This is a genomic window from Actinosynnema sp. NPDC059797 (assembly GCF_042732085.1).
GTDB lineage: Bacteria > Actinomycetota > Actinomycetes > Mycobacteriales > Pseudonocardiaceae > Actinosynnema.
The window spans coordinates 23,239-35,827 of the sequence record NZ_JBHWIE010000054.1 but is presented as its reverse complement, the minus strand read 5'-3'; the positions used below and the strand labels follow the sequence as shown (position 1 = coordinate 35,827).

General features: G+C 71.0%; 14 protein-coding genes. 9 read left to right on the top strand and 5 right to left on the bottom strand.

What is annotated here, in order from left to right:
* A partial coding sequence (locus ACFV4N_RS16415; RefSeq protein WP_499673359.1) for a S1 family peptidase occupies positions 1–1,393 on the bottom strand: 1,393 nt, incomplete at its 3' end.
* 117 nt (positions 1,394–1,510) lie between these two features.
* The gene (locus ACFV4N_RS16410) at positions 1,511–2,485 is read right to left on the bottom strand and encodes a LysR family transcriptional regulator (protein ID WP_499673358.1); all 975 of its coding nucleotides are present in this window, start codon (positions 2,483–2,485) and stop codon (positions 1,511–1,513) included.
* A gap of 317 nt (positions 2,486–2,802) precedes the next feature.
* On the opposite strand from ACFV4N_RS16410, the gene ACFV4N_RS16405 reads away from it, so the two are divergent.
* Genes ACFV4N_RS16405 through ACFV4N_RS16390 form a run of 4 tightly spaced genes read left to right on the top strand, consistent with a single transcriptional unit; the run spans position 2,803 to position 7,527 of the window.
* On the top strand, positions 2,803–4,305 hold the full coding sequence (locus ACFV4N_RS16405) for an NCS1 family nucleobase:cation symporter-1 (RefSeq protein ID WP_499673357.1): 1,503 nt from the start codon (positions 2,803–2,805) through the stop codon (positions 4,303–4,305).
* Positions 4,302–5,144 (top strand): nitrilase-related carbon-nitrogen hydrolase, encoded by an 843-nt coding sequence (locus ACFV4N_RS16400; RefSeq protein WP_499673356.1) that lies wholly within the window; start codon positions 4,302–4,304, stop codon positions 5,142–5,144. The genes ACFV4N_RS16405 and ACFV4N_RS16400 overlap by 4 nt, the downstream gene beginning before the upstream one ends.
* Entirely contained in the window at positions 5,141–6,526 is a 1,386-nt protein-coding gene (gene hydA / locus ACFV4N_RS16395; protein ID WP_499673355.1) for a dihydropyrimidinase, read from the top strand. The genes ACFV4N_RS16400 and hydA overlap by 4 nt, the downstream gene beginning before the upstream one ends.
* A gap of 8 nt (positions 6,527–6,534) precedes the next feature.
* Positions 6,535–7,527: a TIGR03842 family LLM class F420-dependent oxidoreductase gene (locus ACFV4N_RS16390; protein WP_499673354.1), complete on the top strand. Its 993-nt coding sequence runs from the start codon at positions 6,535–6,537 to the stop codon at positions 7,525–7,527.
* Positions 7,528–7,568: 41 nt separating this feature from the next.
* On the opposite strand, the gene ACFV4N_RS16385 is transcribed toward ACFV4N_RS16390, so the two are convergent.
* From ACFV4N_RS16385 to ACFV4N_RS16375, 3 genes are all read right to left on the bottom strand, one after another.
* On the bottom strand, positions 7,569–7,748 hold the full coding sequence (locus ACFV4N_RS16385; protein ID WP_499673353.1) for a DUF397 domain-containing protein: 180 nt from the start codon (positions 7,746–7,748) through the stop codon (positions 7,569–7,571).
* Positions 7,723–8,580, bottom strand: a complete 858-nt coding sequence (locus tag ACFV4N_RS16380; RefSeq protein ID WP_499673352.1) for a helix-turn-helix domain-containing protein — start codon at positions 8,578–8,580, stop codon at positions 7,723–7,725. The genes ACFV4N_RS16385 and ACFV4N_RS16380 overlap by 26 nt, the downstream gene beginning before the upstream one ends.
* A 186-nt stretch (positions 8,581–8,766) precedes the next feature.
* Positions 8,767–9,288, bottom strand: a complete 522-nt coding sequence (locus ACFV4N_RS16375; RefSeq protein ID WP_499673351.1) for a hypothetical protein — start codon at positions 9,286–9,288, stop codon at positions 8,767–8,769.
* A 240-nt stretch (positions 9,289–9,528) separates the two neighbouring features.
* On the opposite strand from ACFV4N_RS16375, the gene ACFV4N_RS16370 reads away from it, so the two are divergent.
* The 5 genes from ACFV4N_RS16370 to ACFV4N_RS16350 all read left to right on the top strand — a co-directional run bounded on the left by ACFV4N_RS16370 (position 9,529) and on the right by ACFV4N_RS16350 (position 12,586).
* The gene (locus ACFV4N_RS16370; RefSeq protein ID WP_499673350.1) at positions 9,529–10,530 is read left to right on the top strand and encodes an alpha/beta hydrolase family protein; all 1,002 of its coding nucleotides are present in this window, start codon (positions 9,529–9,531) and stop codon (positions 10,528–10,530) included.
* 92 nt (positions 10,531–10,622) lie between these two features.
* On the top strand, positions 10,623–11,162 hold the full coding sequence (locus ACFV4N_RS16365) for a DUF4240 domain-containing protein (protein WP_499673349.1): 540 nt from the start codon (positions 10,623–10,625) through the stop codon (positions 11,160–11,162).
* A complete protein-coding gene (locus ACFV4N_RS16360) occupies positions 11,159–11,533 on the top strand; it encodes a PH domain-containing protein (protein ID WP_499673348.1) in 375 nt (124 codons plus the stop codon). Before ACFV4N_RS16365 ends, ACFV4N_RS16360 begins: the two co-directional genes overlap by 4 nt.
* Before the next feature lie 158 nt (positions 11,534–11,691).
* Positions 11,692–11,982 (top strand): hypothetical protein, encoded by a 291-nt coding sequence (locus ACFV4N_RS16355; protein WP_499673347.1) that lies wholly within the window; start codon positions 11,692–11,694, stop codon positions 11,980–11,982.
* Positions 11,975–12,586 (top strand): DUF6879 family protein, encoded by a 612-nt coding sequence (locus ACFV4N_RS16350; protein ID WP_499673346.1) that lies wholly within the window; start codon positions 11,975–11,977, stop codon positions 12,584–12,586. The genes ACFV4N_RS16355 and ACFV4N_RS16350 overlap by 8 nt, the downstream gene beginning before the upstream one ends.
* The last annotated feature ends 3 nt before the right edge of the window (positions 12,587–12,589 follow it).

Sequence of the window (12,589 nt, the reverse complement as noted above, 5' to 3'; positions counted from 1 at the left end):
CGCTGTAGGCGTGCACGCGGTACCGGTAGTAGCCGGCGGTGCCGTTGTAGGTCACCGACTCGCTCGCGGACGGGCTGTCGCCCTTGGCCACGTCGGCCCACGTGCTGCCGTTCCACTTCTGGAGGTACAGGTCGAAGTCCGCGCCGCTCGGGCCCGCCAGGCAGCCGACGTGCGCGCCGGACGTGGTGGACTGGTAGTAGCTGTTGTTCGGCTGGATCGCCTGGCCGCCCGCGGCCAGCGAGCCGTTGTAGGTGGCCTCGGAGCTCTGGCAGCCGGTCGGCGGGTTCGGGGTGCCGCCACCGCCGGTGATCAGGGACAGCCCGTACGCCTGGAGGATCTCGTTGACCGGCTGGAAGTACGTGGTGCCGCCGGTCCGGCAGTTGCCCGAACCGCCCGAGGTCACGCCCTGCGCCTGGGTGCCCGCCAGCAGCGAGCCGCCCGAGTCGCCGGGCTCCGCGCACACCGTCGTCTGGATCAGGCCGGTCACGGTGCCCTGCGGGTAGCTCACCGAGGAGTTGCGGGCCTGGATGGTGCCGCAGTGCCAGCCGGTGGTGGAACCCGACCGGCACACGGTGGAGCCGACCGGCGCGTCCTGCGAGCCCGCCACGGACACGGTGCCGCCGGAGTAGTTGTTCACCAGCCCGCGCGGGGTGTTGCCCGCCGCGACCTGCACCCACGCGTAGTCGTTGCCGGGGAAGCTGGAGCCGCGGAAGGTGCCGCTCGGGTTGGACGTCGACGCGCCGGTCGAGCCGCAGTGCCCGGCGGTGACGAAGCCGCCGTTGACCGAGAAGCCCACCGAGCAGCGCGAGCCGCTGCCGATGTTGTAGGCGTTGCCGCCGATCACGTCGATCAGCGGGCGCGGCGCCTCGTCGGTGCCGACGTACCGGACCGCCGCCGCGCTGACGCCCGAGGAGGCGACGAACGCCCGCGCGGCGGCGAGCTTCGCGGGGTGCGACTTGACCACGACGGTGTTCGTGGGCAGGTCGACGTACCAGCCGGGCACCGACTTCGGCGCCTCGGCGACGTTGGCGTCCAGCGCGGCCTTGACCGCGTCCAGGTCGCGCTCGCTGCGCTGCACGAGCTTGGTGCGCACGCCCTGCGCCACGTCGGCGGCCTGGCCGGTGACGCCGACGGTCAGCGTGCCGGACGAGTCGATCCACGCGCCGCCGAACCGGGCGTCCAGCCGCTTGCGCAGGGTGCGGGCGGTGTCGCCGGAGCGCTGGTCGGAGGCGAGGCGGGCACGTGCCCGGTCCGCGTCCAGGCCCAGGTCGCGCTGGATGGCGGAGAGGATCTGCGTGGTCTGGTCGGCGGGGGCGGCCTGGGCGGTGGTGGTCAGGGCACCGGCCGCGACCAGCGCCGCGACGAGCGCGAGCGGTCTCAAGGAAGTGGACATGGGGTCTCCTCGAAGGAGTGCAGGGATTCCCCGTGAAAGGTAATTCCGCTCGTCCGACGTGGGTAATACCGATCAGGTCATAAGGCGGGGTGATACCCCGCGCCCGGACGGTGGCGCTCAGACCGCGACGTGGTGGGCCGGCGCGCCGTACTCGGGGTGGTCGGCGAGCCAGGCCGAGTAGCGCGGGTTGCGCTCGGCGGTCTCCCGGTACGCCTCGGCGGCGTAGCGCAGCACCTGCGGCCCGAGCGCGGCGGCCGGGCTCTCCGGGTCCCAGCCGATGAGGTGCCGCCACCGCAGCGGCACGCCCGCCAGCGGCATGGCGACCACGCCGGGCGTGCGGCGGAACGTGGGCTGGCACAGCACGATCGCGTCGCCGGCCGTGGCGAGGTCGATGCAGCCGGCCATGTCCACCTCGTACATGGGGCGGGGCGTGAACCCGGCGCGGCTGCACGCGGCGACGAAGCAGTTGCCGAAGCACCCGTCGCCCGGCACCGCCGCCCACTGCATGTCCTTGAGCGCCGACAGCTCCACCTCGTCCAGCAGCGTGAACGGGTGGTCCTCGGGCACCAGCACGAACACCGGGTCGACCGCGATCACGCTCCAGGCCAGCCCGTGCCCGTCCGGCGGCGACGCGTCGCCGCACACGCCAACCAGCACGTAGTCGAGCCGGCCGGCGGCGACCATGGCCGCCAGCTCGTCGCCGGACCACGACACCTGGGTCGACACGTGCGCGCCGGGGTGCGACTCGGTGAGGCGGTGCACCAGGCCGCCGAGCATCGGCCCGTTCACCGCGCCGACCCGGTAGCGGTCGCCGGGGAGGCCGTCGTCCACCAGGCGCAGCGCGTCCTCCTGGAGGCGGGAGAACGCGGGCAGCAGCACCCGGGCGCGCTCCAGCACCAGCTCGCCCAGCGCGGTCGGCCGGGCGCCCTTGTGGTCGCGGTCGAACAGCTTGCCGCCGAGCAGGCCCTCGATCCGGTGGAGCTGCGCCGTGAGGGCGGGTTGGGCGAGGCCCATGACCGAGGCGGCCTTGGAGAGGCTGCCCGCGTCCGCGATGGCGCAGACGACGCGCAGGTGACGCAGTTCGAGCTTCATCCGACCGACGTTAAGACACCGGTCGCGGTGCGGTCGACAGCCGTTTCCCCGTCACCCGAACGGCGCAGCCACAGTCGTAGTTCTACGGACCGGAGGTGTGACGGGCAGTGCCTGACGATCACTCACCGCACAGGGGTCGGCAACGGCGGCCCGCCCCGACCGCCGGGGGCAATGGGCACACTGTGCGCTGATCATGCCAAGCGTGGACACTCTGACACTGCCCAACGCGCGCGACCCGCCCGGAGGATGCCGGGATGGGAATCGCGCCGAACCGCCCGCACGCCGGATGTTCCACGAGCGTAACAGGGACGTGACCGATGGCCCTCCACCCCGCGACCCAGGTCACGACCGCCCCCGACGGCCGCGTCGAGCTGCGCGACCACTCCGCCATCGCCGACAGCCCGCACTACAACCCCGAGCTGGCCCCGGTGCCCCTGGAGCGGCGCACCTGGTCGACCTACAACTTCTTCGCGCTGTGGATGGGCATGGCGCACAACATCCCCAGCTACACGCTCGCCGCGTCCCTGGTGGCGCTCGGCATGGACTGGCTCCAGGCATTCCTGACCATCACCCTCGGCAACCTGATCGTCCTGGTCCCGATGCTGCTCAACAGCCACGCGGGCACCAAGTACGGCATCCCGTTCCCCGTCTTCGCCCGCGCGTTCTACGGCGTGCGCGGCGCGAACCTGGTCGCCCTGCTGCGCGCCTTCATCGCCTGCGCGTGGTTCGGCATCCAGACCTGGGTCGGCGGCAAGGCGCTCCACGTGATCGTCGGCAGGCTGGCCGGGGACGGCTGGGTGAACGCGCCGCAGGTCCTCGGCCAGACGTCCACCCTCTGGCTGTGCTTCCTGGCCTTCTGGGTCGTGCAGATGCTGATCATCTGGCGCGGCATGGAGGCGATCCGCCGCTTCGAGAACTGGACCGCCCCGCTGGTCAGCGTCGGCTTCCTGGTCCTGCTGGCGTACGTGGCGGTCAAGGCCGGCGGCTTCGGGCCGATCCTCTCCGAGCCGTCGAAGCTCGGGTGGGGCGCGGACTTCTGGAAGGTGTTCTTCCCCGCGCTGATGGGCATGATCGCGTTCTGGTCCACGCTGTCGCTGAACATGCCGGACTTCACCCGGTTCGGCGGCAGCCAGCGCAAGCAGGCCGTCGGCCAGGTGCTGGGCCTGCCGACCACCATGTCGTTCATCGCGATCGTGGCGATCCTGACGACCTCGGGCGCGACCGCCCTGTACGGCGAGGCGATCTGGGACCCGGCCGAGCTGGCGAGCCGGTTCGACTCGACGGCCGTCGTCCTGGTGGCGCTGGTCGCGCTGGTGCTGGCGACGATCTCGGCGAACCTCGCGGCGAACGTCGTGAGCCCGTCCTACGACTTCTCCAACGCCTTCCCCAAGAGGATCACGTTCGCGCTCGGCGGCCTGATCACCGGCGTCATCGGCATCGTCATCCAGCCGTGGCGGCTGATCTCCGACCCGGGCATCTACATCTTCGCCTGGCTGGGCTTCTACGGCGGCCTGCTGGCGTCCGTGGCCGGTGTCTTCATCGCCGGGTACTGGCTGCTGGCCAGGACCCGCCTGGAGCTGCCCGACCTGTACCGGTCCGGTGGCGGCGCCTACTGGTTCTCGGCGGGCTGGAACTGGCGGGCCGTGGCGGCGACGGTCGTCGGGTCCGTGCTGGCGGTGGGCGGCGCGCACGGCGGACCGTTCCCGGTGGACGGCCTGATCCCGTTCCTCAAGCCGCTCTACGACTACAACTGGGTCGTCGGCCTGGTCGGCGGCATGGCCGTCCACCTGGCGCTGGCGCCGCGGAGGGAGAACGCGTGAGCAACGTCGTCCGGGCAGGGCTGGTCCAGCAGAGGTGGACCGGCGACAAGGAGTCGATGATCGCGAACGCGGTCGAGGCGATCCGCACCGCCGCGTCGCGCGGTGCGCAGGTGGTGTGCCTCCAGGAGCTGTTCTACGGGCCGTACTTCTGCCAGGTGCAGGACGCCGACTACTACTCCTACACCGAGGGCGTCCCCGATGGGCCGACCACCGAGCTGATGTGCCAGGTGGCCGAGCAGCACGGCGTGGTGCTCGTGGTGCCGGTGTACGAGGAGGAGCAGCCGGGGGTGTACTACAACACGGCCGCGGTGATCGACGCCGACGGCACCTACCTCGGCAAGCACCGCAAGAACCACATCCCGCAGGTGAAGGGGTTCTGGGAGAAGTTCTACTTCCGGCCGGGCAACCTCGGCTACCCGGTGTTCGACACCGCGGTGGGCAAGGTCGGCGTCTACATCTGCTACGAGCGGCACTTCCCGGAGGGTTGGCGGGCGCTGGGGCTGAACGGCGCGCGGATCGTGTTCAACCCGTCGGCCACGAGCCGCGGCCTGTCGGAGTACCTGTGGCGGCTGGAGCAGACGTCGGCGGCGGTGGCCAACGAGTACTTCGTGGGCACCATCAACCGCGTCGGCGTGGAACCGCTGGGGGACAACGAGTTCTACGGCCAGTCGTACTTCGCGGACCCGCGCGGGCAGCTCGTCGGCGAGGCGGCCTCCGACACCGAGGAGGAGGTGGTGGTCCGCGACCTGGACATGGACCTGCTGGCCGAGGTCCGCGACCTCTGGGCGTTCTACCGGGACCGGCGGCCCGACACCTACGAGGGGTTGGTGCGACCGTGACGATCCTGGTCAAGGGCGGGACGGTCGTCAACGCGACCGGGGCCGTGCCGGCCGACGTGCTGGTGGACGGCGAGCGGATCGCGGCCCTGCTGGCGCCCGGGTTCCCGCTCCGGGCGGACGAGACGATCGACGCGACCGGCAAGTACGTCATCCCCGGCGGCATCGACGCGCACACCCACATGGAGATGCCGTTCGGCGGCACCTCCTCCGCCGACACCTTCGCCACCGGCACGACGGCGGCGGCGTGGGGCGGCACCACCACGATCATCGACTTCGCGGTGCAGGCCAAGGGCACCTCACTGCTGTCCACACTGGACAAGTGGCACAGCAAGGCGGACGGCAACTGCGCCGTGGACTACGGGTTCCACATGATCGTCTCCGACGTCGACGACACGTCGTTGAAGGAGATGGGTTCCTGCGCGGACGCGGGCGTGAACACGTTCAAGATGTTCATGGCCTACCCCGGCGTCTTCTACGCCACCGACGGCGAGATCCTGCGCGCCATGGGCAGGGCCCGGGAGATCGGCGCGACGGTCATGATGCACGCCGAGAACGGCATCGCGATCGACCAGCTCGTGGCGCAAGCGCTTGCGGAGGGCCGCACCGAGCCCGTCGAGCACGGCCTGACCCGGCCGCCCGAGCTGGAGGGCGAGGCCACGTCCCGCGCCATCGCGCTGGCGAAGGTCACCGGTTCGCCGCTCTACGTCGTGCACCTGTCCGCCGCGCAGGCGCTGGACGCGGTGACCGCCGCGCGCGACACCGGGCAGAACGTGTTCGCCGAGACGTGCCCGCAGTACCTGTACCTGTCGCTGGAGGACCTGGCCAAGCCCGACTTCGAGGGCTCGAAGTACGTGGCCTCTCCCCCGCTGCGGCCCAAGGAGCACCAGTCCGAGCTGTGGCGGGGGCTGCGCACCAACGACCTGTCGGTGGTGTCGACCGACCACTGCCCGTTCTGCTTCAAGGACCAGAAGGAGCTGGGGCGCGGCGACTTCTCCAAGATCCCCAACGGCATCCCGGGCGTAGAGCACCGGATCGACCTGCTGCACCAGGGCGTGGTGAAGGGCGAGATCAGCCTGGAGCGGTGGGTCGAGATCAGCTCCACCACGCCCGCCCGCATGTTCGGCCTGCACCCGCGCAAGGGCGTGGTCGCGCCCGGCGCGGACGCCGACCTGGTGGTCTACGACCCGACCGCGCGGCAGGTCATCTCGGCGGCCACGCACCACATGAACGTCGACTACTCCGCCTACGAGGGCATGGAGGTCACCGGCAAGGTCGACGTGGTGCTCTCGCGCGGCCGGGTGGTCGTGGACGGCTCCGGTTTCCGGGGCTCGACCGGCCACGGGCGGTTCCTGTCCCGCGAGCTGAACCAGTACCTGGTGTAGGGGGCGCAGTGGACTTCGGCGTGGTGTTGCAGACCGACCCGCCCGCGCGGGACGTGGTGGCGGGCATGAAGGCGGCGGAGGACAACGGCTTCCGCCACGGGTGGACGTTCGACTCGTGCGTGCTGTGGCAGGAGCCGTTCGTCATCTACTCGCAGGTGCTGGCGGCCACGTCGTCACTGGTCGTCGGTCCCATGGTGACCAACCCGAGCACCCGGGACTGGTCGGTGACCGCGTCGCTGTTCGCCACGCTGAACGACATGTTCGGCAACCGCACGGTGTGCGGCATCGGGCGCGGCGACTCGGCGAGGCGCGTGATCGGGCAGGCGCCGGCGTCGCTCGCCACCCTGGGCCGCGCCATGACGGTGATCAAGGAGCTGGCCGAGGGGCGGGAGGTCGAGCACCACGGCACGCCCGTGCGCCTCCCGTGGGTGCGCGACGGGAAGCTGGAGGTGTGGATGGCCGCCTACGGGCCGAAGGCGCTCAAGCTGGTCGGCGAGCAGGCCGACGGGTTCATCCTCCAGACCGCCGACCCGGACATCGCCCGGTGGACCATCGGCTCGGTGCGCGAGGCGGCGGAGGCGGCGGGCCGGGACCCGACGTCGATCACGATGTGCGTGGCCGCGCCCGCGTACGTCGGCGACGACCTGCCGCACCAGCGGGACCAGCTCCGCTGGTTCGGCGGGATGGTCGGCAACCACGTGGCCGACCTGGTCGCCCGGTACGGCGACTCGGGCGTGGTGCCGAGGGCGCTGACCGACTACATCCGGGGCCGCGAGGGCTACGACTACTCCCACCACGGCAAGGCCGGCAACCGGTCGACCGACTTCGTGCCGGACTCGATCATGGACCGGTTCTGCCTGCTCGGACCGGCGTCCGCGCACGTGGAGCGGTTGGCGGAGCTGAAGGAGATCGGCGTGGACAACTTCGCGCTGTACCTGATGCACGACCAGAAGGACAAGACGCTGGCCGCCTACGGGAACGAGGTGATCGGCCGGGTGTGACGGGCCGCGCCGGTTCCCCCGAGGGGAACCGGCGCACCGGCTCAGCGCTCGGACAGCCCGCTGACGAAGGCGCGCCACGCGGTCGGGGTGAAGGCCAGGCGCGGAGCGGTGTTCTTGGAGTCCCGCACGCCCACGGCCTCCGGCGCGAACGCCACCTCCACGCAGTTCGTGTTCCCGCCACCGCTGTAGCTGCTCTTACGCCACTGCTTCGCCTCCAGCATCGCGCTGTTCCTCCCGCAGTCGGTCGTAGCGGTCCGCCCATGCGGCGAACACCGACCGCGATTGTTCCTCACTCAGCGCCACCCGGTCGAGGTCGCCGCACGCCTGCCGGAACCGGTCCGTCGTCTCGGGCGCGTCCGAGAACACCGCCATCGGCCCGGTCTCGGCGTACGACACGGGCTGGTGGTCGGAGAAGGTCATGAAGGTGAAGGCCGCCAACAGCGAAGGAGGCAACTGGTCCGCGAGGGTCACCAGCCGCACTCCGCCTCGGAACAGCAGTTGCAACATCTGCTCGTACATGACCTGTGGACCACCGACCACGTGGTGGAGCGCCGTTTCGAGGATGAAGAAGCGCCCCAGGGGCGGCCGGGGTCCGTCGAAGATCCGCTGGCGGTTCATGCGCCCCACCACGCCGTGCTCGAAATTGGGCGAACCGATCAACGCACGGGCGTAGTCCGCGGTTTGGAGCAATCCCGGGACGTTGATGATCTCGTACGCCCAGATGACGCTGGCGGTCTGCTCGTGCAGGAGGAGCGAGCGGAGGTCGTCGGGCATGGCGATTTCGTGGGGACGAACCAGGTGACCCGTGTTGGACTCCAGTGCCAGCCCCATGATGTGGTCGTAGGTGCCCTGATCGGCTTGGAGGTGGCCGACGTAGCGGGCGATGTCCATGGGGCTGGTACCGCGCGTCCCGCGCTCCAGCTTCGATATCTTCCCCGGCGACCAGCCCAGTTCCTCGACCAGGTCCCCGAACCTGATCTCAGACCCGCGACGGGCTTGGCGGAGGGCATCGCCCAACTCACGGCTGAGCGCATTCGACTCACGCGAATCCATGCGGGGAAGCTACAACCGTTTCACCCGGCCGCCCCAGCGGTACCGGACCTTTTCATTCCAAAAGGTCAAAGATGTACCGACGGGCAACCATTCGGCATTGTTGCGCTCACGCAACAATGCACTCGTTACCGGAGTCCCGATCGGCGGCGCCACCGATCGGACCCCCGGCACAGCGCGCCGGCCGGGTCAGCTGGCCGGCGGCACGATCTTGGTGAACCGCAGGGGTCCGCTGGTCGGCGAGGGCCAGGCCACCCTCGTCTCGCTCACGGGCGCGGTGGGCATGCTGAAGGCCAGGCTGCCGATGGGCATGACCTCGCCGCCCTTCGGGCCGGCGACGTAGACGACGGGCCCGGCGAGGTCGGTCACCCACACCTGGTCGAACGGCGCCACCGCGTCCTTGTCGGTGAACCGCACGTCCAGCGGCCGTCCGGAGGTGTCGTAGAACCGGATGTAGTCGAGCGCGCCGCTCAGCACGCACCACCCGTTCTTGGGGGACCGGAACCCGATGACGAACAGCCTCTCGGTGTCCGGGAGGGGGGAGGGCCGCTCCCCGATCCGGATCTCCAGGTCGCCGGGGGCGCACGTGCGGGGCGCGGGGGTGCCGGCGTCGGCCGGTTCGCCGGCGCCGGCCTGCCCGGCCCCGGCCAGTGCCGCGGCACCGGCTAACGCCACGGCCGCGAGTGCCCGCACACCGCGTGACATCTTCATGGTCATCTCCCGGAAGTCGTTGTGCTCCTGACGTTCCTGGACACGACCGCCGCCGTCACGAGGATGCCCGCACATAGCGCACTGTGACCGGAGACACACCGTGCGTGAAAGGGCGTCACGGGCATGACCAGCGAACCAGCCCTCCCGCTTGCGAACCGGAACATCGCTCCGTATGTTGAGCGGAGCAGTGTTCCGCTTGTTGGCCCGGCGTGGACCGGGCGTTGAAGGGAATGACGAGCCATGACCGCACCGACCACGACGCACGCCCCCGCGACGCACGCCCCCACGACGCGCGACCCCGGGACGACCACCCCCGTCCTGTCCTACAGCCCCGTGGTGCTGCCCGCGCCGGGACGCCCGGTGCCCCTCTCTTTGCGGGTGACCGCGCCCGAAACCGGCCACGACCTGCCCGTGGTCCTGCTCTCCCACGGTCACGGCGGTGCTTACGACCTCGCCTCGCAGGACGGTTACGCGCCGATCGCCGCGCGCTGGGCGGCAGCCGGGTTCGTCGTCGTCCAGCCGACCCACCTCAGCTCCCGCAGGCTCGGCCACCTGTGGGGGACCACCCCCGGGGCGCCCATGTTCTGGCGCTCGCGCGCCGAGGACCTGATCCACGTCCTCGACCACCTCGACGAGGTCGAGCGGGCCGTGCCGCTGCTCGCCGGGCGCGTCGACCACGACAGCGTCGCCGTCGCCGGGCACTCCCTGGGCGCCTTCACCGCCCAGCTCCTGCTCGGCGCGGAGGTCACCGACCCCGACACCGGGGAGCGGGTGGGCTACCTCGAACCGAGGATCAAGGAAGGCGTGCTGCTGGCCGCGCCGGGCCGGGGCGGTGACGCGCTCACCGGGCCGATGGCCGACCGGGTCCCGGTCTTCCGCACCCTCGACCTCTCCACCATGGTCCGGCCCGCGCTGGTCGTCGCCGGCGACCAGGACGACTCCCGGCACTTCACGGACGTGGGCCCGGCCTGGCACCGCGACCCGTACCACCTCGCGCCCGGCCCCAAGACCCTGCTGACCGTCTTCGGCGCCGGGCACCTGCTCGGCGGGATCCAGGGGTACGACGCGGCCGAGTCCGTGGAACTGTCGGACGACAACCCCGGGCACGTCGCCGCGATCGCCCGGCTGACGGCGGCCTACCTGCGCACCCGGTTCCGCCCCGGCGACGACGCCTGGCAGCGGGCGCTGGACGAGCTGACCACCGGCCCGGGCGCGATCGGCACCGTCGAGTCCAAGCCCTGAGCCCTCAGGCGCCGGGCCTCCAAACGCCGCCCCCCGAGCGCTGGGCCGGCGCTCGACCCGGGATTGTCGTACCCCCGCGCTACCGTCCGCCCATGATCCTTCCCACCGCTGACGAAGAGGCCCGGTTCTGGGCCCTCCTGGAGGACACCTGGGCCGCGTTCGGGCCCGAGGTGGACGCGCTGCGCCGCGCGCTGGTCGAGCGCGAGCCCGGCCAGGAGGCGTTCGAGGAGGCCGCGCAGCTCGAAGAGCACGTGGACCAGTTGGTCGAGTCCCTGCGCGAGGTCGCCGCCGGCCTGTCCGCCGAGGAGCTGACCGCGCTGGACCGCGTGGTCGAGCGCAAGCTGCACGACCTCGACCGCGAGGACGTGCACGCGGTCACCGACGGCTCCGACGACGGCTTCCTCTACGCGCGCGGCTTCGTCGTCGCGCTGGGGCGCGGGTTCTACGAGGCCGTGGCCCGCGATCCCCGCCTGGCGGTCCCCGACGCCGAGGCCGAGGCGTTCTGCTACCTGTTCGCCCACGCGCACGCCGACCGGTTCGGGGGTTTCCCGGAGACCGGGTCGGGGATCTCCCGGGAATCCTTCGCCAACCCGGCCGGCTGGGCGGGACAGGGGGTACCGTCGAACGCGTGATCGACTTCGACAAGCAGTCCGTCTTCAAGCTGGCCCCGTGCCGCCCGGAGGACATCGCCTCGCAGGTCTCGCCGATCATGATCCAGGGCGAGCAGGTCGTGTCGTGCTTCAAGACCGTCCGCGACTTCGTGGTGTTCACCAACAAGCGGGTCATCGCGGTGAACGTCCAGGGCATGACCGGCCGCAAGAAGGACTTCACGTCCCTGCCCTACAGCCGCGTGCAGGCGTTCTCCATCGAGACCGCCGGCACGTTCGACATGGACGCCGAGCTGGACCTCTGGTTCAGCGGCCTCGGCCAGGTGCGCCTGGAGTTCAAGGGCCACGCCGACGTGCGGCTGCTGGCCCAGATCATCGGCACCTACGTGCTCTGACCTCGCGGCGGGGGTCCTCGGCCGCTCGGACCCACCACACCGGCGACGAAAACCCGAAAACCACATAATTGCGGTCAGGAATATATTCACTCCATGGAGTTAGAACCATACGGGTGACCGGAGCAGATTCTCCGTCTTGCGCTCGCTACCGTCGCGACATGGATGGTGCAGGGTGGGACGCGGATCCTTCCGCGCAGTTTTCGAGGCGGCTCGGAATTTCACCCAAAGAGCGTTTCCGCGGCACGGAACCGGCACCGAGCGGCGAGCGCAGCGGGTGCCCGGACATCTGGGAGCTGGACAACGGGGACGTCGCCGTGATCGGCCGGGACCTGACGGATTCCTACCGGTCGCGGCTCCCGGAGGGGGTGGGCATCCGGGACGACGAGCGGCTCGTGGTCGTGCCGCGCGTGATGGTGGTCGCGGCGAAACCGGACATCCCCGATGCATGACCTCGTCGACCGGGCGGCCGGGGAGCACCTGACCGGGCAGGACTACCTGGACGACTTCGCCCTGCGCTTCGGGCGGATCAGCACGCCGGGTTTCTGGAAGCTCGAACGGCGGCAGACCTTTCGGGAGCCGCGCAGCGAGAGCTGGCGGGCCTTCGACCGGGGCGAGTGGGACCTGGCGCTGCGCCTGCTGGAGGAGCGCAGGCTGGCCATCGCGGCGGAGGAGCGCGACCTGGTCGAGCGCGGCGTGCCCAACGGCTGGGTCCGCGTGGTCGAGCACCCGATCAGCCCGTACCTCCGGTGGGAGTTCCACTCGCTGCGGCTGCGCAACGAGTACGCGGGCACCATCCGGGTGGTGCGCGCCGACGACCTCCGCCGCTTCGAGGAGCGGGGCCCGCTGCCCGAGGTCGTCACGCTCGACACGGACGTCATGTACGACCTCGTCTACGACGAGAGCGGGCTCCAGGACGGCGGCGTGCGCATCACGGATCCCGAACGGGTCGCGTGCTGGCAGCGCTTCATCGAGGACCTGTACCGCGACGCGGAGGACGTGGAGTCGTTCTTCCGGCGCGAGGTCGCGCCCCTGGGGCCGCCGGGGGTGGGCTGAGCC

Coding starts and splice junctions, on each gene's coding strand:
- ACFV4N_RS16355 (WP_499673347.1), top strand. CDS start 11,692: ATGGATGGTGCAGGGTGGGACGCGGATCCTTCCGCGCAGTTTTCGAGG.
- ACFV4N_RS16405 (WP_499673357.1), top strand. CDS start 2,803: ATGGCCCTCCACCCCGCGACCCAGGTCACGACCGCCCCCGACGGCCGC.
- ACFV4N_RS16375 (WP_499673351.1), bottom strand. CDS start 9,288: ATGAAGATGTCACGCGGTGTGCGGGCACTCGCGGCCGTGGCGTTAGCC.
- ACFV4N_RS16410 (WP_499673358.1), bottom strand. CDS start 2,485: ATGAAGCTCGAACTGCGTCACCTGCGCGTCGTCTGCGCCATCGCGGAC.
- ACFV4N_RS16380 (WP_499673352.1), bottom strand. CDS start 8,580: ATGGATTCGCGTGAGTCGAATGCGCTCAGCCGTGAGTTGGGCGATGCC.
- ACFV4N_RS16370 (WP_499673350.1), top strand. CDS start 9,529: ATGACCGCACCGACCACGACGCACGCCCCCGCGACGCACGCCCCCACG.
- ACFV4N_RS16365 (WP_499673349.1), top strand. CDS start 10,623: ATGATCCTTCCCACCGCTGACGAAGAGGCCCGGTTCTGGGCCCTCCTG.
- ACFV4N_RS16385 (WP_499673353.1), bottom strand. CDS start 7,748: ATGCTGGAGGCGAAGCAGTGGCGTAAGAGCAGCTACAGCGGTGGCGGG.
- ACFV4N_RS16350 (WP_499673346.1), top strand. CDS start 11,975: ATGCATGACCTCGTCGACCGGGCGGCCGGGGAGCACCTGACCGGGCAG.